General features: G+C 59.1%; 21 protein-coding genes. 8 read left to right on the top strand and 13 right to left on the bottom strand.

From position 1 onward, the window contains the following. Positions 1 to 5: 5 nt before the first annotated feature. Positions 6 to 2,726, top strand: coding sequence for a nitrate reductase (locus MME58_RS10760; protein ID WP_055006472.1), 2,721 nt, complete (start codon positions 6 to 8; stop codon positions 2,724 to 2,726). A gap of 10 nt (positions 2,727 to 2,736) precedes the next feature. Further along, complete coding sequence (gene cobA, locus MME58_RS10755) at positions 2,737 to 3,498, top strand: uroporphyrinogen-III C-methyltransferase (protein ID WP_054985922.1); 762 nt, start codon at positions 2,737 to 2,739, stop codon at positions 3,496 to 3,498. An 88-nt stretch (positions 3,499 to 3,586) separates the two neighbouring features. Here the strand turns inward: cobA and MME58_RS10750 are convergent, their stop codons facing one another. From MME58_RS10750 to ppsA, 8 genes are all read right to left on the bottom strand, one after another. After that, complete coding sequence (locus MME58_RS10750; RefSeq protein ID WP_002553044.1) at positions 3,587 to 4,621, bottom strand: OmpA family protein; 1,035 nt, start codon at positions 4,619 to 4,621, stop codon at positions 3,587 to 3,589. A 105-nt stretch (positions 4,622 to 4,726) separates the two neighbouring features. Then, on the bottom strand, positions 4,727 to 5,317 hold the full coding sequence (gene sigX, locus MME58_RS10745; protein ID WP_002553043.1) for an RNA polymerase sigma factor SigX: 591 nt from the start codon (positions 5,315 to 5,317) through the stop codon (positions 4,727 to 4,729). 82 nt (positions 5,318 to 5,399) lie between these two features. Then, positions 5,400 to 6,224, bottom strand: coding sequence for a mechanosensitive ion channel family protein (locus tag MME58_RS10740; protein WP_002553042.1), 825 nt, complete (start codon positions 6,222 to 6,224; stop codon positions 5,400 to 5,402). 2 nt (positions 6,225 to 6,226) lie between these two features. Then, on the bottom strand, positions 6,227 to 6,475 hold the full coding sequence (locus MME58_RS10735; protein ID WP_054985923.1) for a hypothetical protein: 249 nt from the start codon (positions 6,473 to 6,475) through the stop codon (positions 6,227 to 6,229). 85 nt (positions 6,476 to 6,560) lie between these two features. Beyond that, on the bottom strand, positions 6,561 to 7,556 hold the full coding sequence (locus MME58_RS10730; protein WP_054985924.1) for a zinc transporter ZntB: 996 nt from the start codon (positions 7,554 to 7,556) through the stop codon (positions 6,561 to 6,563). 11 nt (positions 7,557 to 7,567) lie between these two features. Further along, on the bottom strand, positions 7,568 to 8,056 hold the full coding sequence (gene rraA, locus MME58_RS10725) for a ribonuclease E activity regulator RraA (protein ID WP_055006473.1): 489 nt from the start codon (positions 8,054 to 8,056) through the stop codon (positions 7,568 to 7,570). 101 nt (positions 8,057 to 8,157) lie between these two features. Then, on the bottom strand, positions 8,158 to 9,150 hold the full coding sequence (locus MME58_RS10720; protein WP_054985926.1) for an alpha/beta fold hydrolase: 993 nt from the start codon (positions 9,148 to 9,150) through the stop codon (positions 8,158 to 8,160). Positions 9,151 to 9,312: 162 nt separating this feature from the next. Next, complete coding sequence (gene ppsA / locus MME58_RS10715; protein WP_055006474.1) at positions 9,313 to 11,688, bottom strand: phosphoenolpyruvate synthase; 2,376 nt, start codon at positions 11,686 to 11,688, stop codon at positions 9,313 to 9,315. On the opposite strand from ppsA, the gene MME58_RS27585 reads away from it, so the two are divergent. Together MME58_RS27585 and ppsR are read left to right on the top strand one after the other, a co-directional pair. Continuing rightward, positions 11,635 to 11,868: a hypothetical protein gene (locus MME58_RS27585; protein ID WP_149036710.1), complete on the top strand. Its 234-nt coding sequence runs from the start codon at positions 11,635 to 11,637 to the stop codon at positions 11,866 to 11,868. The genes ppsA and MME58_RS27585 overlap by 54 nt on opposite strands. 14 nt (positions 11,869 to 11,882) lie before the next feature. Then, positions 11,883 to 12,701, top strand: coding sequence for a posphoenolpyruvate synthetase regulatory kinase/phosphorylase PpsR (gene ppsR, locus MME58_RS10710; RefSeq protein WP_054985928.1), 819 nt, complete (start codon positions 11,883 to 11,885; stop codon positions 12,699 to 12,701). Positions 12,702 to 12,754: 53 nt separating this feature from the next. Here ppsR and prpF read toward each other — a convergent pair whose 3' ends face one another. The 5 genes from prpF to MME58_RS10685 all read right to left on the bottom strand — a co-directional run bounded on the left by prpF (position 12,755) and on the right by MME58_RS10685 (position 19,638). Then, positions 12,755 to 13,936: a 2-methylaconitate cis-trans isomerase PrpF gene (gene prpF / locus MME58_RS10705; RefSeq protein WP_054985929.1), complete on the bottom strand. Its 1,182-nt coding sequence runs from the start codon at positions 13,934 to 13,936 to the stop codon at positions 12,755 to 12,757. 182 nt (positions 13,937 to 14,118) lie between these two features. Then, positions 14,119 to 16,710, bottom strand: coding sequence for a Fe/S-dependent 2-methylisocitrate dehydratase AcnD (gene acnD / locus MME58_RS10700; RefSeq protein ID WP_055006475.1), 2,592 nt, complete (start codon positions 16,708 to 16,710; stop codon positions 14,119 to 14,121). Positions 16,711 to 16,779: 69 nt separating this feature from the next. Continuing rightward, entirely contained in the window at positions 16,780 to 17,907 is a 1,128-nt protein-coding gene (gene prpC / locus MME58_RS10695; protein WP_055006476.1) for a bifunctional 2-methylcitrate synthase/citrate synthase, read from the bottom strand. 133 nt (positions 17,908 to 18,040) lie between these two features. Further along, the gene (gene prpB / locus MME58_RS10690; RefSeq protein WP_055006477.1) at positions 18,041 to 18,934 is read right to left on the bottom strand and encodes a methylisocitrate lyase; all 894 of its coding nucleotides are present in this window, start codon (positions 18,932 to 18,934) and stop codon (positions 18,041 to 18,043) included. After that, a complete protein-coding gene (locus MME58_RS10685; RefSeq protein ID WP_055006478.1) occupies positions 18,931 to 19,638 on the bottom strand; it encodes a GntR family transcriptional regulator in 708 nt (235 codons plus the stop codon). Before MME58_RS10685 ends, prpB begins: the two co-directional genes overlap by 4 nt. Positions 19,639 to 19,937: 299 nt before the next feature. On the opposite strand from MME58_RS10685, the gene rloA reads away from it, so the two are divergent. Genes rloA through pabB form a run of 4 tightly spaced genes read left to right on the top strand, consistent with a single transcriptional unit; the run spans position 19,938 to position 24,427 of the window. Continuing rightward, positions 19,938 to 20,474, top strand: a complete 537-nt coding sequence (rloA, locus tag MME58_RS10680; RefSeq protein ID WP_054985934.1) for a retropepsin-like aspartic peptidase RloA — start codon at positions 19,938 to 19,940, stop codon at positions 20,472 to 20,474. A 4-nt stretch (positions 20,475 to 20,478) separates the two neighbouring features. Continuing rightward, positions 20,479 to 22,017, top strand: a complete 1,539-nt coding sequence (gene rloB / locus MME58_RS10675; RefSeq protein WP_054985935.1) for an osmotic stress tolerance membrane protein RloB — start codon at positions 20,479 to 20,481, stop codon at positions 22,015 to 22,017. Then, the gene (locus MME58_RS10670) at positions 22,014 to 23,084 is read left to right on the top strand and encodes an alpha-L-glutamate ligase-like protein (RefSeq protein ID WP_054985936.1); all 1,071 of its coding nucleotides are present in this window, start codon (positions 22,014 to 22,016) and stop codon (positions 23,082 to 23,084) included. Before rloB ends, MME58_RS10670 begins: the two co-directional genes overlap by 4 nt. Continuing rightward, positions 23,084 to 24,427: an aminodeoxychorismate synthase component I gene (gene pabB / locus MME58_RS10665; RefSeq protein WP_054985937.1), complete on the top strand. Its 1,344-nt coding sequence runs from the start codon at positions 23,084 to 23,086 to the stop codon at positions 24,425 to 24,427. Before MME58_RS10670 ends, pabB begins: the two co-directional genes overlap by 1 nt. Positions 24,428 to 24,435 lie beyond the last annotated feature (8 nt).

Raw genomic sequence — 24,435 nt, 5'->3', positions numbered from 1 at the left:
TGCGCATGACCAGCCTTGCCATTCAGACACCTCGGGTTACCGCGTCCACCTGCTGCTACTGCGGTGTGGGCTGTGGCGTACTGATCGAGCATGACGACGAGCATATTCTCGGCGTCAGCGGCGATCCGAAGCATCCGGCCAACTTCGGCAAGCTGTGCAGCAAAGGTTCAAGCCTGCATCTGACCGGAGACATCGACGCGCGCGCGTTATACCCGGAACTGCGCCTGAGCAAAGGCCTGGCGCGCAGCGTCACCGACTGGGATACCGCACTGGAGCACGCTGCCAATGTGTTCGCCGACAGCATCCGCGAACACGGCCCCGACAGCGTAGCGTTCTATATCTCCGGTCAGTTATTGACCGAGGACTACTACGCATTCAACAAGCTGGCGCGCGCACTGGTTGGCACCAACAATATCGACAGTAACTCACGGCTGTGCATGTCTTCGGCGGTCGCCGGCTACAAACGCAGCCTCGGCGCCGACGCACCGCCATGCAGCTATGAAGACATAGACCTGAGCGACTGCGTGATGATCGTCGGCAGCAACATGGCTTACGCACACCCGATTCTGTTTCGTCGCCTGGAGGAAGCGAAAAGCCGTCGCCCGCAGATGAAACTGATCGTCATCGACCCGCGGCGCACCGATACCTGCGAGCTGGCAGACCTGCACCTGGCGATTCAGCCAGGCACCGACGTTGCGCTGTTTCACGGCATCCTTCATGTGCTGATGAGCGAACACCTGATCGATTTCGACTTTATTGCCGAACACACGCAGGGCTATCAAGAGCTGGCAGCACTGGTGCGAGACTATTCGCCTGAACGCGTGGCGACCCTTTGCGGCATTACGCAGGAACAGCTGCACATCTGCGCCCGCTGGGTAGGCGAAGCCCCGGGCTTTCTGTCGCTGTGGTGCATGGGATTGAATCAATCCACTGCGGGCAGCGCCAAAAACAGCGCACTGATCAACCTGCACCTGGCGACGGGGCAAATAGGCCGACCCGGGGCAGGCCCCTTCTCGCTTACCGGCCAACCCAATGCCATGGGCGGACGTGAAACAGGCAGCCTGTCCAACCTGCTGCCCGGCCATCGCGACGCTACCAACCCCGAACACCGTGCCGAAGTTGCAGCCTACTGGGGCGTCGAAAGCCTGCCTGCCAACCCTGGCCTGTCGGCGATCGAACTGTTCGAGCAGTTACAGAACGGCACGATAAAGGCACTATGGATCGCCTGCACCAACCCGGCACAATCACTGCCCGATCAAAACAGGATCAGACAGGCGCTGGAAACCTGTCCGTTTGTGGTGCTTCAGGAAGCCTTCAAGACGACCGAAACGGCGCGCTATGCCGACCTGTTGCTACCTGCTGCAAGTTGGGGTGAGAAAGAAGGCACGGTGACCAACTCGGAACGGCGCATCTCCAATGTGCGTAAGGCCATTGCAGCGCCAGGAAAGGCGCGCTCCGACTGGGCGATCACTGTAGACTTCGCCCAGCGCCTGCAAAAGCGCCTGCAACCCGACGCACCCGCACTCTTCGACTTCACCACGCCCAAGGCCTTGTTCGATGAATTCAAGGGCCTGACGGCCGGACGGGATCTGGATATGTCGGGAATCGACCGCGAGCTCATCGATCTTCACGGTCCGCAGCAATGGCCCTTCCCCCGCGGTGCCAGCGTCGGCACGCCGCGCCTGTACACCAAGGGTATTTTCCCAACCGATTCGGGCCGTGCGCAGTTTTTATCAGAGCCCTACATCGCCGCCAGAGAACTGCGTGATGCTGACTACCCACTGACACTCAACACCGGCAGGCTGCGCGACCATTGGCATGGCATGAGCCGCACCGGCACCGCTGCACGCTTGTTCGGCCATGTCAGCGAGGCGCTGTTGAGCCTCAACCCGCAGGACCTTCTGCGCCATGACATACAATCCGGCGATCTGGTCAAACTGATCAGCCGGCGCGGCGAGTTGCTGCTGCCCGTCGGCAGTGATGAGAGTGTCGCGTGCGGTCAGGCCTTCTTGCCGATGCACTGGGGTGACAGGTTCCTCAAAGGCGGCATGAACGTTCTTACCCAACCAGCGTTCGATCCGGTCTCGAAACAACCGGAACTCAAACATTCCGGGGTCAGAATCGAAAAAGCTCACCTGCCCTGGCAGTTTTTCGCCCTTGTAGAGGGCAACGTACAGCAACAGATGGAAAAACTGCGCCCACTGTGCGATGCCTTTGTCTATTTGAGCATGGGCCTTGCGGGACGAGAGCGACCTGCATTGGTCATACGCGCCGCCAGCGCCGAAGCACCTGATCCGATGCTGCTGCATCGGATTGATCAGGTGCTGGGCCTGGATGAAGGGCCGGTAATGGTTTATGACGACCCCACGCGCTCGATCGGCAAACGGGTACGAATCGACAACGGCCGCATTACCGCCATCCGCCTGGCCGGTGAAACACTTGCAAGGCACTGGCTGCAGACGTTATGGCTGGAGGAGCGCGTCGATGCCTCTTTGCGGCGCTGGCTGCTCGCACCATTGAGCACTGAGCCCGGCAAAGACTCGACGCAGCCCCGCGACAGGACCTTGTGCAACTGCATGAACGTCAGCCAGCGCGCAGTAGTGAGCGGCATCGAAAGCGGCCTCGACCTGAATCAACTCAAGAAACAATTGGGCTGCGGGACCCAGTGCGGCTCCTGTGTGCCGGAAATAAAAAGGCTGATCAATACCGTGGCGGTTACAGAATGAGGAGTGCGGCATGAACGCAAAAGTATGGCTGGTGGGCGCTGGCCCCGGTGATCCAGAGTTGCTGACCCTCAAGGCAGTGCGTGCCTTGCATGAGGCCGATGTGGTGTTGATCGATGATCTGGTCAATACCGCAGTGCTTGAACATTGCCCGAATGCACGAGTGATCGCAGTCGGCAAGCGTGGTGGTTGCCGCTCAACGCCACAGGCGTTTATCCATCGCCTGATGCTGCGCTATGTCCGTCAGGGCAAATGCGTTGTACGCCTCAAGGGAGGCGATCCATGCATTTTCGGACGTGGCGGCGAAGAGGCGCAGTGGCTGCAGGAACGCGGCGTTACAGTGGAACTGGTCAACGGGATTACAGCGGGGCTCGCCGGTGCAACACAATGCGGCATTTCGCTGACCCTGCGCGGCGTAAGCCGTGGCGTAACACTGGTAACCGCCCATACTCAGGACGACAGTCGCCTTAACTGGCAGGCTCTCGCACAGGGCGGAACCACGCTGGTGGTTTACATGGGCGTGGCAAAACTGGCGGAAATTCGCGAAAGCCTTCTGGCTGGCGGAATGAGTGGCGAGATGCCGGTGGCGATGATCGAGAACGCATCGTTGCCCTGGCAGCGCGAGTGCCGCAGCACGTTGAATGGCATGCAGCGGGACGCAGCCGTTTTCGAGCTCAAAAGCCCAGCCATTCTGGTAATCGGCGCGGTGGCCGCAGGCAGCAATGAGCTGCTGAATCAAACGTTGACGGACCATGCCCAGCTGAATGCAGGCTGATGCCGACCCCGAAATTGTCGGCTGCCTGAGTAAATCGCAGGCAAAGAAAAGCCCGGCCTGAGCCGGGCTTTTCAGTACAAGCGGCTAATTACTTAGCTTGAGCTTCTACTTCTGCTTCTACGCGACGGTTAACTGCGCGACCAGCTTCAGTTGCGTTGTCAGCAACTGGGCGGGATTCGCCGTAACCAACCGAGTTTACGCGGCTAGCGCCAACACCGTACTGGTTAACCAGAACCTGTTTAACGGCGTTTGCACGACGCTCGGACAGTTTCTGGTTGTAAGCGTCAGGACCGACGGAGTCAGTGTGACCTTCAACAGTGGTGGTGGTTTGTGGGTACTGCTGCATGAAGTCAGCGAGGTTCTTGATGTCGCCGTAGCTGTTAGGCTTGACTACGGATTTGTCGAAATCGAACTTCACGTCCAGCTCAACACGAACCACTTCAGCAACGGCTGGGCAGCCATCAGCGTCAACAGTGACGTTGGCTGGGGTGTCCGGGCACTTGTCGACGTTGTCGCACACGCCGTCGTTGTCGCTGTCGGAGCACACTTCAGCTACTGGAGCCGGTGCTGCTTCAACTTTCTTGCTGCCGCCACCGAAGTTTACGCCGATACCGACGCTAGGCGCCCACTCGGTGTTGCCTTGGTCGATGTTGTACTGAGCTTCAACGCCTGCACGGGCATAGAAGTTGTCAGTGAAGTACAGCTTGGCGCCGCCGCCGATGTTGGCGAAGGTGGAACCGTCACGACCGTTGCGAGCGTCTTGACCGATGCTCTGATCGGAGAAACCGGCAGACAGGTAAGGACGCAGCATGTCGCCCGGATTGTTGAAGTGGTACAGAGCGTCCAGAGCGGTGTTGGCGCCCTTGATGTTCTTGCCACTGTCGCTACGGACGTTGTGGACTTCGTCGTAGCCCAGACGCAGCTCAACATCGTCAGTCAGGAAGTAGCCAACGGAGCCGCCGAACAGGTTGCCGTCGTTTTTGAAGTTACGATCGCTGTCGTAGTACTCTTTCTTGGCGAAGCCTTCGATTTCGACCGCGCCTTGGCCTTGAGCCAGAGCGCCGAACGAAGTTGCGGCAACAATAGTACCAATGGCCAAGCCCAAGGTGTTTTTCAGTTTCATCCGTTAAATCCCCATCTGATGATTATTAAGCAGTCCCACACAGGGGGACAACTCAGCGGCGAGTCTACCAGACCTTGCCAGTTTGTTAGAGATATTTGCACCGTATTAAGTTTCGGCGATTCCCGCAAATTTCTCTCGTAATTTATCTAATGCCCGCTTGTAACGCATTTTCGTTGCGCTCAAGCCCATGTGCATGATGTCAGCAATCTCCTGGAATTCAAGTTCTGCGACGAAACGCAGTACCAGAATTTCCCGATCGATCGGGTTCACATACACAAGCCAGCGATCAAGTCCGCCCCGCTCTTCAGGTTTGGGCGTCTTTTCTTCCGACGCTTCCTCAAGTGGATCCAGACTCAGCGCGTCCATCAAGCGACGCTTACGCCGTTCCTTTCTGTACTGCGTGATGCACTCATTGTAGGTGATGCTGTAGAGCCAGGTTTTAAATTTAGATTTACCTTCAAAATTTTTCAACCCATACAACACCTTAAGCATCACCTCCTGACAGACATCATCCGCATCGCGATCGTTCCCCAGATAACGTGCACAGACGTTAAAAAGTGTTCTCTGGTAACGGCGCATCAATTCTTCATAAGCCCGCGTCACATTGAACAGCTCAACATGGGCGCGCGCAACCAGCTCCTCATCTGAGAGCTCGCGGGGATCGTAGCGCGTCGAAAACGGTTGAGGTTTATTCAAAACAAATCTTGCCGACAGTCAGGTCAATGTCCGCCACGGCCTGTATCGGCAACCTGGCGGCATAGATTAGCAGGTTAGCCGCTTAACGGCTGCTTACTCTCTGCTCGAGAAGGATGCGATTCGAAAACGACACCAGCTCCCCCTCGTCTGTCAGCAACGTTGTTTTGACCGTACCGATTTCTTCGATCTGACCTTCCGTATCCCCCACGCGCACCTGCTGGCCCACCTGAAACAGCTCGCGAACATAAATTCCGGCGATGATCTGACCGGCAATTTCCCGACTGCCCAGGCCCAGGGCAAGCGCCACTGTCAGACCAACGGTAATCAGCGCTATCACAATAACGTGGTTCAGCAGGTCGGTCTTGACCTCGAGCTGGCTGATCGCAACCGAGATGCTGATGATAATCACCAGCCCCTGGGCAATTCGCCCAAGGCCGGCAGAGTAATCGATCCCTACGCCCTCGGCGGCGCCGCGTACCAGGCCATTGACCAATTGCGCCAGCAGCACGCCGACCAGCAAGACCAGTGCCGCACCAAATACCTTGGGCAGATACAACGCCAGCATGTCCAGCGTAGCTGAAACCCGCTGCAGACCGAGCGACTCGGCAGCCGATACAAGGAAGATCAACAGGACAAACCAGTAGACGATCTTGCCGATCAACGTGGAGATAGGCACCTTGACGCCGGCACGGCCGATGATCTTGGTCAGGCCGGTACCGCCGACCAGGCGATCCAGGCCCAGCTTGGCCAGCAGTTTGGAAAGGAGTGCATCGAGCAGCTTGGCGACGACAAAACCCAGCAGCACCACGACAAGGGCGCCGAACAGGTTAGGGATGAAGTTTGCGACTTTGGTCCACAATGCAGTCATTGCAGCAAGAAGGCTCTGGGTCCAGAGATTCAGTTCCATGCTCAATCAGCCTTATCGATAGAACGGGCACCCGTCGTGGGGCGGCGAGAAACAGGAGAGACGTGGGCAGAGCCGTTGTTCACGGCGATCATCAGCGCCTCTGACCAGCGGCCCAGCAACCCGAACAGCACACCGGCACCGACCTGGCGATTGGCGGTTTTCAGGACGCGTCCCAGACATGCGTCGTCATCCCGGCTGGAGGACGAAGAATTGAGCATGTCGCGTAAAGATTCTTCAAACGGATCGTGCATCAGGCACCTCACGTAATGTCAGTCAAAGACGCGACGCGAAAACAACAAGTCACACCGGCCTGTCAAAAAAACGCGCAAGTCCGACCTACACCCAGCGCAAACGCCTGAACAGCCACCACTGCCCTGCAGCCAGCGCAACAATGAGCAGGCAGGCCACCAGAAAGCCATATGCGCTGTCCGAACCGGGAATTCCGCCGACATTGATACCCAGCAGACCGGTGAGAAAACTCATGGGCAGAAAGATACCGGTAATGATCCCGAAGCGGTACATGGTGCGGTTCATGTGTTCCCGCAGGCGCCGGTCTTCGGACTCCAGCAGCAGCCCCACCCGCTCGCGGGTCAGCTCGAGCTCTTCCAGATAACGGGTCAGGCTGTTGTTCAGTTCATTCCAGTAATCGGCATCGTCATGCGCGAACCAGGACAGTTTGGTTCGCGAGAGCTGGCCATATATATCGCGCTGGGGCCCGAGAAAGCGGCGCAGACCGGCGGCGCGCCGACGGATATGCAGCAGCTTGCCGTGCTCGGGACTGTACCGCTCGTCGGCGTCGTTCTTTTCTTCCTCTTCATCGACCGATTCGGTCAGTTCGCCTACCAGATCCTGAACCTTGTCAGTGAGGTGCTGCGCCAGATACAGGATCAGCTCCGAGGCGCTCTTCGGGCCTTTGCCCTGCCCCAGCATCTCGATGAGTTCCTCAGTGGCGCGCAGAGGGCGCAGACGCAGCGAGATCACTCGCTGAGCCGAGGCGAAGATGCGCACCGACACCATGTCTTCCGGTTCGGCACCGGGATTCAGATTCACCCCGCGCAGAAACAGCAGCAGCTCCTGCTCCGGCAACGGCAGTAAACGCGGCCGGGTGTTCTCTTCCAGCAACAGGTCGCAGGCAAACTCGCTCAGACCGCTGCCGGTGCGCAACCAGGCATGGGTCTGCGGGTGACTGCGATCCCAATGCAGCCACAGACTCTCCTGCGGCTGCAGTTGAAGGTCCTGCAACTCGGTTCGAGCAATGAAGCGCGCCCCGCCTTTACCATCCAACACAAGGGCATGAACCAGCCCCCACTGCGCGTTTGCTTCATCGAACATGGATACTTCGCTTATTCCGGCATGGTCAGGGGCGATGGAGAAATAATGACGCCATTGTTGTCGGCATACAGGTACTCGCCCGGACGGAAGGTTACACCGCCAAAGGTGACAGGCACGTTCAGGTCGCCTATGCCGCGCTTTTCGGTTTTTTTCGGATGACTGGCCAGCGCCTGTACCCCCAGGTCGGTCTGGGCAATGACATCGACGTCGCGAATGCAACCATAGATCAACATGCCTTCCCAGCCGCTCTTTGCCGCCTTCTCGGCCAGCATGTCACCCAGCAGGGCGCACCGCAGCGAACCACCACCGTCGACGACCAACACCTTGCCCTCGCCGTCCAGTTCAACCTGCTCCTTGACCAGCGAGTTGTCTTCGAAACATTTCAGGGTGACGATCTGGCCACCAAACGAGTCGCGGCCACCAAAATTGCTGAACATCGGTTCCACGACCTGAATCAGGTCCGGGTAGGCGTCACACAAATCGGGGGTGATGTAATGCATGAGGTCAACTCCTGTCATCGAGGCATGAGGTCGCGATTGATACAGATCGGCCTATTGAAGCAGACGCGACCGGCTGACGCTAACCATAGCGACTTTAACTGCTAACTGCCCACCGCTGCCGGTAACTCTGCAACCTGTTCAGGAACGGACTGCTCGCCCAGCCACTCGATCACCCGCGGCCAGACCTGTTGTTGCGCCGTCTTGCTGACCAGCATTCGCACATGGTCGAAATCTTCGCTGAAGCCGTGCTCGCGGCCCAGGCAGAGAAACTGCTTGTGTTGCTCGCCACCAACCTGATCGAACAGCGTCCGGCAGGCCCATACCGGGTCCTGATGATCGCCAGCGGCAGCAACTGCCAGAACCGGTACCTGAACCTCCTTCAATCCGGCCCACCAGTTATTGTCACGCTCGCCAAAACGTCCGAACAGCCCGTGCCAGCGCATGCTTTCCAGGACAAGCCCTATCGGCTCGTCTTCAGGCCCGCGCTTGAAGCGCGGCCCGGAGATATGTTCGAAGGACCTCAGCAGCAGCCGCGCGGACCATTGCAGCGGCGGAATTTTCAGCGGCCAGTAAGTTCGGCTGACCTGACTGCCGAACAGCGCCACGGATGCCACGTTCTGCGCATCAAGGTACTGACCACCAAGGGCTGCCGCCAGGGTCCTGCCGCCCAGCGAGTGGCCGATCCAGTGTGGTATCTGGCCACTTTGCTCGCAGACGAAGGCCGCAATGGCAGGCAAATCAAAACGGGCATAATCGGCCACACAGTTGGCGCGATAGTTTTGGTTGCGCGCCGACAAGCCGTGACCGCGCATTTCCGGGATCCATACGTCATACCCGGCACGCGCCAGATAAGGCCCCAACCCCACACCTTTGGGCGAATACCAGAAACGCCGGTTGGAAAAACTGCCATGCAACAGAATCACCGGAATGCCGCGCACATCAGGCTGATCGACCAGCCCCAGTCGGGTCACCACCAGTTCGACACTGGGGTCAGGGCTGTTGGCTGGTTTCAGACGGTAGACGTCCTCGACAAGATCGCCGCAACGCTCGGCGCTGATCAAGGCAACGGGGAAAAGCTGGCTACTGCTCTGCATATCACTCTTTATCTGGCTGGACAGACTGGATGAAACAACGCGCTCCGGTGGCTTTCGCGGCACGCCATAAAAAAGGCGGCTTCCGAAGAAACCGCCTCTTTCAAACACCTGAACCACATGACGGCTCAGGCTTTCTTCGCGTCACATGAGCGCGACGTCACATCAGACCGGTGCCTGCGCCTCGGCGAGGAAGAACCAGGTCTCCAGCACCGAATCAGGATTGAGCGATACGCTCTCGATACCCTGATCCATCAGCCAGCGCGCCAGATCCGGATGATCGGAAGGGCCCTGTCCGCAGATGCCGATGTACTTGCCAGCCTTGTTGCACGCCTGAATGGCATTGGACAGCAGCTTCTTGACCGCCGGGTTACGCTCGTCGAACAGGTGAGCGATGACGCCGGAATCGCGATCAAGCCCCAGCGTCAGTTGGGTCAGGTCGTTGGAACCGATGGAGAAACCGTCGAAATACTCAAGAAACTCTTCGGCCAGAATCGCGTTGGACGGCAACTCGCACATCATGATGATGCGCAGGCCGTTTTCGCCACGCTTCAGGCCATTGGCGGCCAACAGATCGATCACCTGGCTCGCTTCGCCCAACGTGCGCACGAACGGCACCATGATCTCGACATTGGTCAGGCCCATTTCTTCACGCACACGCTTGAGCGCACGGCATTCCAGCTCGAAACAGTCGCGGAAGTTCTCGCTGATGTAACGGGACGCACCCCGGAAGCCCAGCATCGGGTTCTCTTCTTCCGGCTCGTACAGCTTGCCGCCGATCAGGTTGGCGTACTCGTTGGACTTGAAGTCCGAGAGGCGCACGATAACTTTTTTCGGGGTGAACGCGGCGGCCAGGGTACTGATGCCTTCGACCAGTTTCTCGACGTAGAACCCCACCGGATCGTCGTAGCCGGCGATCCGCTTGTCGACGCTCTCCTTGATCTCGGGTGGCAGCAGGGAGTAGTTGAGCAGCGCCTTGGGGTGCACGCCGATCATGCGGTTGATGATGAATTCCAATCGCGCCAGACCGACACCGGCATTGGGCAATTGGGCGAAGTCGAACGCACGGTCCGGATTACCGACGTTCATCATGATCTTGAACGGCAGTTCAGGCATCGCATCGACCGAGTTGGTCTTGATGTCAAAGCCCAGTTCGCCTTCGAAAATGTAACCGGTGTCGCCCTCGGCGCAGGAAACCGTTACGCCCTGGCCGTCCTGCAGGGTCTGGGTGGCATTGCCGCAGCCGACCACTGCCGGAATACCCAGCTCGCGCGCGATGATCGCGGCGTGACAGGTACGCCCGCCACGGTTGGTGACAATGGCGCTGGCGCGTTTCATCACCGGCTCCCAGTCCGGGTCGGTCATGTCCGAGACCAGCACGTCACCGGGCTGGACCTTGTCCATCTCCGACACATCCTTGATGATCCGCACCTTGCCCGCGCCGATGCGCTGGCCGATGGCACGGCCTTCGACCAGTACCTTGCCGGTCTCCTTGAGCAGATAGCGCTCCATGACGTTCGCCGAAGCACGGCTCTTCACGGTTTCGGGACGCGCCTGGACGATATACAGCTTGCCATCGTCACCGTCCTTGGCCCATTCGATGTCCATCGGGCACTTGTAGTGTTTCTCGATGATCATCGCCTGCCTGGCCAGTTCGGCGACTTCGGCATCGGTCAGACAGAAACGCGCACGCTCAGCCGGCTCTACGTCGATCACCTTGACCGATCGACCGGCCTTGGCCTCATCGCCGTAAATCATCTTGATGGCTTTGCTGCCGAGGTTGCGGCGCAGGATCGCCGGACGACCGGCAGCCAGCGTGTCTTTATGCACGTAGAACTCGTCAGGGTTGACTGCGCCCTGCACAACCGTCTCGCCCAGGCCATAGGCTCCGGTAATAAACACCACATCGCGGAAACCGGATTCGGTGTCCAGGGTAAACATGACGCCTGCAGTGCCGGTTTCGGAGCGCACCATACGCTGCATACCTGCCGACAGCGCGACCAGCTTGTGATCGAAGCCCTGATGCACGCGGTAGGAGATTGCCCGGTCGTTGAACAGCGAAGCGAAGACTTCCTTGGCAGCGCGGATAACGTTCTCGACGCCACGAATGTTCAGGAAGGTCTCCTGCTGACCGGCAAAAGAAGCATCCGGCAGGTCTTCAGCGGTCGCGGAAGAGCGTACCGCCACGGCCAGGTTCGGATTGCCGGCCGACAGTTCAGCGAACGCCGTGCGAATCTGCGCATTGAGCTGCTCGGGGAACTCGGCCTCCATGATCCACTGGCGAATCTGCGCACCCGTTCTGGCCAGCGCGTTGACGTCATCGACATCCAGTGCGTCCAGCGCTGCATGGATCTGATCGTTCAGCCCGCTGAGCTCAAGGAAATCACGGTAAGCCTGGGCGGTAGTCGCGAAGCCGCCGGGCACTGAGACACCAGCACCTGCAAGGTTGCTGATCATCTCGCCGAGGGACGAGTTTTTGCCCCCCACGTGCTCTACATCATGGACGCCGAGCTTATCGAGGGAAACTACGTACTCTACCAAGGTGATCTCTCCACTAACTGTGTTTGTTGTTGGGAAAAGCTCATTCACCCGGGCCACCTGTTCAGTGACCTCAGGCGTGTCTGGCCGGGCCTTCAAACCGGACCTTCAAAAAAGATGCACCTGCAGGCCCTCAGGACAGGCAGGCACGCCTATGATAGCCAGAATTCGTCAACTGCTTAAGGCCTGGGTCAAAAATGAAACGATCTGCTTTCTTCATCTCGGACGGCACCGGTATCACCGCCGAAACCCTGGGCCAGAGCCTGTTGGCACAATTTGAAAACATTACCTTCAACAAGTTCACCAGGCCCTATATCGACAGCGTCGAGAAAGCGCGGGCGATGGTACAACAAATCAATAATGCCGCCGACAAGGACGATGTGCGGCCGATCATCTTCGACACGATCGTCAATCAAGACATCCGCGAGATTCTGGCGACGTCCAACGGCTTCATGATCGATATCTTTTCGACCTTCCTTGCCCCGCTGGAGCAAGAGCTTAGTTCACACTCCTCCTACTCGGTGGGCAAATCGCATTCCATCGGGCACAACTCCAATTACATGGAGCGCATCGAAGCAGTCAACTTTGCGCTCGACAATGACGACGGCGCACGGACGCATTATTACGACAAGGCCGACATCATCCTGGTAGGCGTATCGCGCTGCGGCAAGACCCCGACCTGCCTGTACATGGCCATGCAGTTCGGTATCCGCGCCGCCAACTACCCGCTGACCGAAGATGACATGGAGCGTCTGCAACTGCCTGCGGCGCTCAAGGAGCATCGCAGCAAGCTGTTCGGCCTGACCATCGACCCTGACCGACTGACTGCGATTCGCCACGAGCGCAAGCCCAACAGCCGGTATTCCAGCTACGCGCAGTGTGAGTTCGAAGTGCGCGAAGTGGAGAGCCTGTTTCGTCGTGAAAACATTCCCCACATCAATTCCACACATTTTTCGGTGGAAGAGATCTCCGCCAAGGTGCTGGTGGAAAAAGGCGTGGAGCGACGTTTCAAATAGCCGCTGAAAGCGCCCGCTTCACTTAATTCTTTCAGCCGACTGTTGCAATCGTTTTACTGCGGCACGCGCACCCAGCCCTCCATCAGCACTCTGGCGCTACGGCTCATGAGTGCTTTGACAACCGTCCAGTCTCGCCCCTGCTGAACGGCCTCGGCGCCAACCCGCAATGTCCCGGAGGGATGGCCAAAGCGCACCGCGCTGCGCGCCTGCCCGCCCGCCGCCAGATTGACCAGCGTGCCAGGAATGGCAGCGGCAGTGCCAATGGCGACCGCAGCCGTGCCCATCATCGCGTGGTGCAGCTTGCCCATCGACACGGCACGCACCAGCAGATCGATATCCTGCGCCGCAACAGGTTTGCCACTCGATGAAAGGTACTCGGCTGGCGCGGCGACGAAGGCCACCTTGGGCGTGTGCTGGCGTGTGGCAGCTTCATCAATGCTGCGAATCAGGCCCATGCGCACGGCACCGTGGGCGCGGATTGCCTCCAGACGGGCCAGTGCCTGTGGGTCGCCATTGATGTCGCCCTGCAATTCTGTGCCGCGGTAGCCAATGTCGGCAGCGTTGACGAAAATCGTCGGAATGCCGGCGTTGATCAGGGTCGCCTTCAAGGTGCCGATGCCCGGTACTTCAAGGTCGTCCACCAGATGGCCAGTGGGGAACATGGAACCACCTGCGCCTTCTTCCTCCGCTGCGGGATCAAGAAACTCAAGTTGCACCTCTGCTGCTGGAAAGGTCACGCCATCCAGCTCGAAATCGCCGGTTTCCTGCACCTCGCCGTGGCTGATCGGCACATGGGCAACGATGGTTTTGCCGATATTGGCCTGCCAGATACGCACAATCGCAATACCGTCCTGCGGAACACGGCTGACATCGAGCAGGCCACTGAGAATCGCGAACGGCCCTACGGCCGCCGACAGATTGCCGCAGTTACCGCTCCAGTCGATAAAGGGTTTGTCGATCGACACTTGTCCAAACAGGTAATCGACATCGTGATCAGCCCGGCTACTGCGCGACACGATCACGCTCTTGCTGGTACTCGACGTCGCCCCGCCCATGCCGTCGATCTGCTTTTCGTATGGGTCGGGGCTGCCGATGATCCGCAACAGCAGCGCATCCCGCGCCGCGCCCGGAACCTGTGCAGCTTCGGGCAGGTCCGTCAGCCTGAAAAATACACCCTTGCTGGTGCCGCCACGCATGTAGGTGGCCGGGATGCGGAGCTGCGGTGAATGAGCCATGAATTGGTTGTCCTGTTCGATGAGCGCGCCGAGCGCTCAAAATCGGACGCAGAGCGTCCAGAAGTGTTTTTCCGCACGCTTATCGTGCCTCACGCAACGTGGGAAAGACTTGCGTGACGCTCCGCATCCAGGATCTGCGCCGCGCCGCACATTCAAGAGCGGACACTGCGCGTGAGTAACGGTCAAGCCACAGTCGTAGCCTCAAGAAAATCCTGAGCAAAACGCTGCAATACGCCGCCGGCCTCATAAATAGAGAGTTCTTCGGCGGTGTCCAGGCGGCACGTCACCGGCACCTCGACACGCTCGCCGTTACGGCGCCGAATGACCAGCGTCAGTGTCGCGCGAGGTGTCCGCTGACCGATCACATCGAAGGTTTCACTGCCGTCTATGCCCAGAGTCAGGCGACTGGTGCCCGCCTTGAACTCCAGCGGCAGTACGCCCATGCCAACCAGATTGGTGCGATGGATGCGCTCGAAACCTTCTGCGGCAATCGCTTCGACGCCCGCCAGCCTGACGCCTTTGGCCGCCCAATCGCGGGACGAGCCCTGTCCATAGTCGGCACCGGCAATGATGATCAGCGGTTGCTTGCGGGCCATGTAGGTTTCGATGGCTTCCCACATGCGCGTGACCACACCTTCGGGCTCGACACGGGTCAGCGAGCCTTTGCTGACCTTGCCGTCGATCACAGCCATCTCGTTGACCAGTTGCGGGTTGGCAAAGGTTGCGCGCTGGGCCGTCAGGTGGTCGCCCCGATGGGTTGCGTAGGAATTGAAGTCTTCCTCCGGCAGGCCCATTTTCGCCAGGTACTCACCCGCCGCGCTGTCAAGCATGATCGCGTTGGATGGTGACAGATGATCGGTGGTGATATTGTCCGGCAGTACTGCCAGTGCGCGCATTCCCTTGAGCGTGCGCTCCCCGGCCAGCGCGCCTTCCCAGTAAGGCGGGCGGCGGATATAGGTGCTCATCGGTCGCCAGTCATACAGCGGCTCGACTTTCGGCCCGGTGTGCTCTTCGATAGCGAACATCGGAATGTAGACCTGGCGGAACTGCTCCGGCTTGACTGACGCTTGCACCACGGCGTCAATTTCTTCGTCGCTTGGCCAGATATCCTTGAGGCGAATCTCCTTGCCATCGGCGATCCCCAACACATCGTTTTCAATATCGAAACGAATGGTGCCGGCGATCGCATAGGCCACCACCAGGGGCGGCGAGGCCAGAAAGGCCTGTTTGGCGTATGGGTGGATACGCCCGTCAAAGTTGCGGTTACCGGACAGCACCGCCGTGGCATACAGATCACGGTCGATGATTTCCTGCTGGATCAGCGGGTCGAGTGCCCCCGACATACCGTTACAGGTGGTACAGGCAAACGCCACAACGCCAAAGCCCAGTTGCTCCAGCTCGGCCGTCAGCCCTGCGGCATCCAGGTACAGTGCCACGGTTTTCGAGCCTGGTGCCAGCGACGACTTCACCCACGGTTTGCGCAGCAGCCCCAGGCGATTGGCGTTGCGTGCCAGCAGACCCGCGGAAATCACGTTGCGCGGGTTACTGGTGTTGGTACAACTGGTAATCGCCGCAATGATTACCGCGCCATCCGGCATCTGCCCCGGCACTTCCTGCCACTGACCGGCAATACCTCTGGCTGCGAGGTCCGCAGTGGCGACCCGCGCATGGGGGTTGGACGGCCCGGCCATGTTGCGCACCACGCTGGACAGATCGAAACTCAATACACGCTCGTATTCCACCTCCGCCAGGCTGTCCGACCAAAGACCGGTATGCCGGGCATACAGCTCGACCAGTTTGACCTGCTCGTCTTCACGCCCTGTCAGACGCAGATAGTCGATGGTTTGCGAATCGATGGAAAACATGGCTGCTGTCGCGCCGTATTCCGGTGCCATGTTGGAGATCGTCGCCCGATCACCAAGGGTCAGACTCGACGCACCTGCGCCGTAGAACTCCAGGTAAGCGCCGACGACTTTCTGCTGGCGCAAATATTCGGTCAGCGCCAGCACCACATCGGTGGCGGTGATGCCCGGCTGACGCCGTCCGGTCAGCTCGACGCCGATGATGTCCGGCAGCCGCATCCAGGAAGCGCGCCCCAGCATGACGTTTTCGGCTTCAAGGCCACCGACACCAATGGCAATCACGCCCAGTGCGTCGACATGCGGCGTATGGCTGTCGGTGCCGACCAGTGTGTCGGGAAACGCCACGCCATCGAGCACCTGCACCACCGGCGACATTTTCTCCAGATTGATCTGATGCATGATGCCGTTGCCCGGCGGGATCACTTCAACGTTCTTGAATGCCTGCCTGGTCCAGTCAATGAAGTGAAAACGGTCTTCATTGCGGCGGTCTTCGATGGCTCGGTTCTTTTCGAACGCCTGAGGGTCATTGCCACCCGCTTCCACAGCCAGCGAATGATCGACAATCAGTTGCACCGGCACCACCGGATTGACCAGCGCGGGATCACCGCCTTGCGAAGCGATCGCGTCGCGCAGACCGGCCAGGTCGACCAGTGCGGTCTGCCCCAGAATGTCGTGGCAGACCACGCGCGCCGGGAACCACGGGAAATCCAGATCACGCTTGCGCTCGATGAGCTGCATCAGCGAGGCATTCAAGGTCGCAGGATCGCAACGGCGTACGAGGTTCTCGGCCAGCACCCGCGACGTATAAGGCAGCGCGGCGTAAGCGCCTGGCTTGAGCGCCTCGACAGCCGCGTGAGCATCAAAATAATCCAGTCGGGTGCCGGGGAGCGATTTGCGAAATTCACTGTTCATTGCGGGACTCGATCACGGAATGTTCGGAATACGGGTGGGGAGCTCGTTGGCGGCTCCCCTGCCCTCTTTTCAGCGCTGTTCAATGGGCACGAACGCGCGCTGTTCGACGCCGGTGTATTCAGCGCTCGGACGAATGATGCGATTGTTGGCGCGCTGTTCGAAGACGTGAGCGGCCCAGCCCGTCAGGCGTGAGCAGACGAAGATCGGTGTAAACAGTTTGGTCGGGATGCCCATGAAGTGGTACGCCGAGGCATGGTAGAAATCAGCGTTGGGGAATAGCTTCTTCTGCTCCCACATGACCTTGTCGATGGCTTGCGAGACAGGGAACAGCACGCTGTCGCCCACCTCGTCGGCAAGTTTCTTCGACCAGCCCTTGATGACCTCGTTGCGCGGGTCGGACTCCTTGTAGATCGCATGGCCGAAGCCCATGATCTTTTCTTTGCGCTCCAGCATCCCCAGCGTGCCCCTGGTGGCCTCCTCAGCCGACGCGAAGCGCTGAATCATCTCCATAGCGGCCTCATTGGCACCACCATGCAGCGGGCCACGCAAGGTACCGATGGCTGCCGTGACGCAGGAATACAGGTCCGACAAGGTCGATGCGCAGACACGGGCGGTGAAGGTCGACGCATTGAATTCGTGCTCGGCGTAGAGGATCAGCGAGACGTCCATCACCTTGCGGTGCAGTTCGCTGGGGGCCTTGCCGAGCAGCAGGTGCAGGAAATGCCCGCCGATGGAGTCTTCAGCCGTAGTACAGTCGATACGCTTGCCATCGTGACTGAAGCGATACCAGTAGCACATGATCGCCGGGAACGCTGCCAGCAGTCGGTCGGTGGCGTCGCGCTGCTGATCGAAGCTACGTTCGGGCTCCAGCGTGCCGAGCATTGATGCACCGGTGCGCATGACGTCCATCGGGTGAGTGTCGGCGGGAATACGCTCCAGCACTTCCTTCAAGGCCTGGGGCAGATCACGCAGACTCTTGAGTTTGTCCATATAGGCAGACAATTCGGCCTGACTGGGCAGTTCGCCATAAAGCAGCAGATAGGCAACTTCTTCAAAGCGAGCCTCGGCGGCCAGATCACGCACGTCATAGCCGCGATAGGTCAGCCCGGCCCCGGCCATGCCCACGGTGGACAACGCCGTCTGCCCGGCAACCTGTCCGCGCAACCCGGCACCACTCAATATTTTTGCTTCAGCCATGGTTTTCTCCAATTTTGTTTTTTGGTGTTGGACTGACTCTGGCTATCGTGCCAACGCCTGAGCGCTCATCGGTGTACGCAAGCCCGCTTTATGATTCTGGCCGAAGGCCGTGGGAGCCCCGTTTCTGTGCCAATCAGCCCTTCTTCTGCGCAAAAAGCGCGTCCAGCTTCTGTTCGAACGTGTGGTAATCGATGGCGTCGTAGAGCTCCATGCGTGTCTGCATGCTGTCGACGACGCTCTTCTGGCTGCCGTCGCGACGAATGGCGCCGTAAACATTTTCTGCCGCCTTGTTCATGGCCCGGAAGGCAGAAAGCGGGTAAAGCACCAGTGATACGTCGGCCTCACGCAACTCATCAACAGTAAACAATGGCGTGGCGCCAAATTCAGTAATGTTGGCAAGGATCGGCACCCCCGCGCGGTTGGCAAATTGCTTGTACATTGCCAGCTCAGTGATCGCCTCAGGGAACACCATGTCTGCACCTGCTTCGATACAGGCGGCAGCACGTTCCAGCGCAGATTCCAGCCCCTCCACTGCCAGCGCGTCGGTGCGCGCCATGATCACGAAACTGTCGTCAGTTCGTGCATCCACGGCAGCCTTGATCCGGTCGACCATTTCCTGCTGCGAAACGATTTCCTTGTTCGGGCGATGTCCGCAGCGCTTGGCACCCACCTGATCTTCAATGTGAATCGCAGCCGCCCCGGCCTTGATCATCGAACGCACGGTGCGCGCCACATTGAAAGCCGAAGAACCGAATCCGGTGTCGACATCTACCAGCAGCGGCAGGTCGCAGACATCAGTGATACGACGCACGTCGATCAGCACATCTTCAAGACCGGTAATTCCCAGGTCCGGAATCCCCAGCGATCCCGCCGCGACGCCGCCGCCAGACAGGTAAATGGCCTTGAAACCGGCACGTCTGGCGAGCAGCGCATGGTTGGCATTGATTGCGCCGACCACCTGCAACGGCTGTTCGCCGGCGACTGCATCGCGGAAACGCTGGCCGGGAGTGCTGTTGTTGTCGCTCATTGTTCACCTCGGTCGGGAGCGGCCTGATAATGGCGCTCGATGTTGCGTCTGGACGCGCCGATGTGCCGGCGCATCAATAATTCAGCCAGTTCGCCGTCACGATCGGCGATGGCGTCGAGAATTCGGTGGTGTTCGGCAAAAGCCTGACGAGGCCTGTTGGGCGTAGTGGAATACTGGATGCGGTACATGCGCACCAGTTGGTACAGCTCGCCGCACAACATCTGGCTGAGGGTGCGATTGCCGCTGCCCTGGATGATCTGGTAATGGAAATCGAAATCGCCCTCCTGCTGGTAATAGCCGATACCCGCCTGAAACGCCGCATCGCGCTCGTGGGTATCGAGGACGCTGCGCAGTTCGTCGATCTCGGCCAGGGTCATGCGCTCGGCGGCCAGCCGACAGGCCATGCCTTCCAGCGACTCACGAATCTCATAAAGCTCGATCAGTTCGGCATGACTGAGCGCAACCACACGTGCGCCGACATGCGGCACGCGAACGACCAGCCGCTGCCCTTCAAGACGATGAATCGCTTCACGCAGCGGCCCGCGGCTGATGCCGTAAGTACGAGCCAGTTCCGGCTCGGAAATCTTGCTGCCGGGGGCAATCTCGCCTTTCACGATAGCGGACTGAATGCGCCGAAAAACGTTCTCGGAGAGCGTTTCCGACTCGTCGATGACCGGCACTCTTTTCTCGACCACGCCCAACATTGTCGACACCTAATGGTTGCACAAGCGCAAATCTAGCCAGAAAAGGTTATTCAGTCAAAGCAAAAGGAACCATTGTCGACAATCTGCCCATCAGGGGGTAGACCGGTATTGATCGAGCAACCTGAACAGACATACAGGTTGATCACTGGCAGGGCCGAGCCTTCATGCTAGAATGCGTCGCGTCCGTACAGCGCGCTCCGCACCGGAGCAAACGACTGCGAGCTGCCTGCCCCACTATCATCAGGTCAATTCCGTTTGCGCCCTGACCCTGAAGTTGTTCGCTCATCGCGCCAGGATTTATGAGACTGACTACCCTCCCCACACTGTTCTGCCTTCTGTTTTTGCCCGGCTTCAGCCTGGCCGCCAGCAAAACGGTCTATGGCCTCAACGAATACGCCAGGCTTGTCGAAATCGATGTCGAGATCGCTGCCAAACTCGACACGGGTGCCAAGACCGCCTCGCTGAGCGCCCGTGACATCAAACATTTCAAGCGCAATGGCGAAAGCTGGGTACGCTTTTATCTGGCCAGCGACAGCAAACACATTCACCCCATAGAACGCCCCCTGGCACGGGTCAGCAAGATCAAGCGTCGCGCGGACGATCTCGACCCGGATGACGACAACAGGTACTCGTCACGCCCGGTGATCAGCCTCGACCTGTGCATGGGCGAAGCGTTGCGCACCATTGAAGTGAACTTGACTGACCGAAGTGCTTTCCAATATCCGCTTTTGATCGGCTCCGAAGCCTTGAAACGCTTTGATGCGCTGGTCGATCCAAGTCTTAAATATGCGGCAGGGAAGCCCGGCTGCGCTTCCGTCGCTCAAAACGCAGAGTAAATCCATGCGCTCTCTTACACTCCATCTGAAAATCCTGATCACTGCCCTGGTGACCCTGGGCATCGCGATCACGGCTTATCAGATACTGGCGCTCGGCATACCCGTCACCGAAGACGAAACCGATGACCTGTGGAATATCGACGCCAAAGTCGAATTCATCGCCAATCCCAAGGATTCGGTGAAGGTCCAGATGTTCGTGCCGCCACTGGCCCACGACTACATCAGCCTCAATGAAAGTTTCATTTCGAATAATTACGGCGTCAGCGTCAACCGCGCCGACGGCAACCGCAAGGTCACGTGGTCGGCTCGTCGCGCCACCGGCAACCAGACGCTTTACTACCGCCTGGTGCTGACCAAACGCTACAGCGGTGAGAAACCCAAGGTCAAAGGGCCTATCTTTCGCGACAGCATGACCATCGAAGGCCCCGAAAAAATTGCAGCCGAAGCCCTGCTGGCCCCCATTCGCCAGCACTCGGCTGATGTGGAAACCTTCATTACCGAGGCCATCAAACGCGTCAACAACCTGAATGACGATAACGTCAAGCTGTTGCTGGCGGGCGATACCTCGGCCTCCAACAAGGCCCGGATCACCGAGCTGCTGCTGTCGATTGCTCACGTGCCGCTGGAGAAAGCCCATACCATTCGCCTGGAAGCCGAACAGCAGCAGGTGCCGGAACTCTGGCTGCGCAGCTTCAATGGCAAGGAATGGCTGTATTTCAACCCAGATACCGGCGAGGCCGGCCTGCCGGACGATCGACTGCTGTGGTGGACTGGCGAAGACAGTCTGGTGAGCGTCGAAGGGGGCAAGAAAGTACAGGTCACTTTCAGCCTCAATAACAGCGAGATGAACGCCATGCGTCTCGCCAAGCTGACCGACGCCAGCACCGACTCGGATTTCCTCGCCTATTCGTTGTACGGGCTGCCACTGCAAACCCAGCAGACCTTCATGGTCATGGTCATGATTCCGATTGGTGTGCTGGTCATTCTGATCCTGCGCAACCTGATCGGTCTGCAGACACTGGGCACGTTTACTCCCGTGCTGATTGCTCTGGCATTCCGCGAAACACAACTGGGCTTCGGCATTATTCTGTTTACGGTGATCACGGCGCTTGGCTTGTCCCTGCGCTCTTATCTGGAGCACCTGAAACTGCAGATGCTGCCGCGCCTGTCGGTTGTCCTGACCTTCGTCGTGGTGCTGATCGCGGCCATCAGCCTGTTCAGCCATAAGCTGGGGCTGGAGCGCGGCCTGTCAGTCGCATTGTTCCCGATGGTGATTCTGACCATGACCATCGAACGCCTGTCGATTACCTGGGAAGAGCGCGGCGGCAGTCATGCCATGAAAGTGGCCGTCGGTACGCTTTTCGCCGCGTCGCTGGCACACTTGATCATGAGCGTCCCGGAGCTGACCTATTTCGTCTTCACGTTCCCGGCAGTGCTGTTGGTACTGGTCGGATTCATGCTGGCGATGGGTCGATACCGTGGCTATCGCCTGACCGAACTGATGCGTTTCAAGGCTTTTCTGAAAGAGGAAAAGGCTAAATGATCGGCTGGTGGAAGACCTGGAAGGCACTCGAAGCCCGCGGCATCATGGGCATCAATCGGCGTAACGCCGACTATGTGCTCAAGTACAACAAGCGCAGCCTTTATCCGGTGGTCGATGACAAGATCATCACCAAGGAGCGAGCCATCGAGGCAGGCATTCATGTGCCGGAGATGTACGGGGTGATTTCCACGGAGAAGGAAATCGACCGGCTTGACGAGATCATTGGCGCGCACAACGACTTTGTGATCAAACCCGCCCAAGGCGCGGGCGGCGATGGCATTCTGGTCATCGCCGACCGTTTCGAGGAACGCTTTCGTACCGTCTCGGGACGCATCATCAGCCATTCGGAAATCGAGCATCAGGTGTCCAGCATCCTCACCGGCCTCTATTCGCTGGGCGGCCATCGTGACCGGGCGCTGATCGAGTACCGGGTCGTCCCGGACCCGATCTTCAAAAGCATCAGCTATGAAGGCGTGCCGGACATCCGCGTTATCGTGCTGATGGGCTATCCGGTGATGGCCATGCTGCGCCTTCCCACCCGACAGTCAGGCGGCAAGGCCAACCTGCACCAGGGCGCCATTGGCGTCGGTGTGGACCTGGCCACCGGCGTTACCCTGCAAGGCACCTGGCTGAACAACATCATCAGCAAGCATCCGGACACCACTCATTCGGTAGATGGCGTGCAACTGCCCAACTGGGACGGTTTCATGAAGCTGGCGGCCGAGTGTTACGAGCTGTGTGACCTGGGCTACATCGGCGTCGACATGGTATTGGACCAGGACAAGGGCCCGCTGATCCTGGAACTCAATGCACGTCCCGGCCTGAACATTCAGATCGCCAACGACGACGGCCTTACCCACCGCACCCAGGCCGTCGAGGCGCGACTGGAACAACTGGCACTCGAGGGTCGCCAGGAATCTGCGCAGGAGCGAGTAGACTTTGTACAGGAACTGTTCGGCCACATGGCCGAGCGCGTGAGTTCTGCACAATCCCGTCAGGCCTCATTGAACGATTCGGCACCCGGAACACAACCACTGGCCGCGTACTCAAAAACCAAGCGTCGATAATGTCCATCTGCTCGATACATCCCCTGCCCTACAGCGCCGACCCCGCCTCTTTTTTCTCGCGAATTCGCGAAGCGCCAGGTGCCGTGCTGCTCGACAGCGGCAGACCGGCAGCCGGGCGCGGCCGATACGACCTGCTCAGCGCCTGGCCGCTGGAGGAACTGACGGTCGCGGACGGCGAGACCGGCACAGCCTACCTGCAGCGTTTGCGCGAGAGCCTGAAGATCCTGGGGCCTGCCAGCCTGCCTGAAGGTTGCGCGCTGCCGTTTGCAGGCGGGCTGATGGGTTATCTGAGCTACGAGTTCGGTCGACGTCTGGAACCGCTTCCGGATCGGGCCATCGACGACCTGCAACTGCCTGAGGCGTGCCTTGGACTCTATGCCTGGGCGCTGGTCAGCGATCATCAGGAACAGACCAGCCAGTTGATTGCCCATCCGGCGCTGGCCGAGACCGAACGTAAACGACTGATTGAGCTGTTCTCTGTCGACATCACTCAGCCGCACACGGGCTTCAGCCTCAGCCAACCGTTCCAGGCCAGCATCAGTGGCGACGACTATCGACAGGCTTTCGAACGAATCCAGGCTTACATCCAGGCCGGAGACTGTTACCAGGTCAACTTTGCACAACGCTTTCAGGCACAGTACGCCGGCGATCCGTGGGTAGCCTATTGTGCGCTGCGCGCAGCATGCCCCACCCCGTTTTCCGGCTACCTGAGCCTGCCGGGGCACGCTGCAATACTCAGCCTTTCTCCGGAGCGCTTTGTCCGGGTCAGCGCCAGACAGGTCGAAACACGACCGATCAAAGGCACTCGACCGCGCAGCCCGAATGCCGCACAGGATGCCGCTTTCGCCAATGAACTGCTGGCCAGCGAGAAGGATCGCGCAGAAAACCTGATGATTGTCGACCTGCTGCGCAACGACCTGGGCCGCAGTTGCACGATCGGTTCGGTAAAGGTCCCCGAGCTGTTCAGCCTGGAAAGCTACCCCAATGTGCACCATCTGGTGAGCAGCGTGACCGGAGAGCTGGCCACCGGTCACGATGCGCTGAACCTGATTGCAGGCAGTTTCCCCGGCGGTTCCATCACCGGCGCGCCGAAGATCCGCGCCATGCAGATCATTGACGAACTCGAACCGACAAGGCGCAGCCTGTACTGTGGATCGTTGATGTACCTCGACGTTCGCGGCGAAATGGACAGTTCGATCGCCATCCGCAGCCTGCTGGCCAAGGATGGGCGCCTATCCTGCTGGGGCGGCGGCGGCATCGTGGCTGACTCGGACTGCGAAGCCGAATATCAGGAAACCTTCACCAAGGTCCGCGTGCTGCTGGAAACGCTTGAAGCGCTCTGAGATCCGGC

It is taken from the genome of Pseudomonas syringae pv. tagetis (assembly GCF_022557255.1).
Lineage (GTDB): Bacteria > Pseudomonadota > Gammaproteobacteria > Pseudomonadales > Pseudomonadaceae > Aquipseudomonas > Aquipseudomonas caricapapayae.
This window is presented reverse-complemented; position numbering and strand designations above follow the sequence as displayed.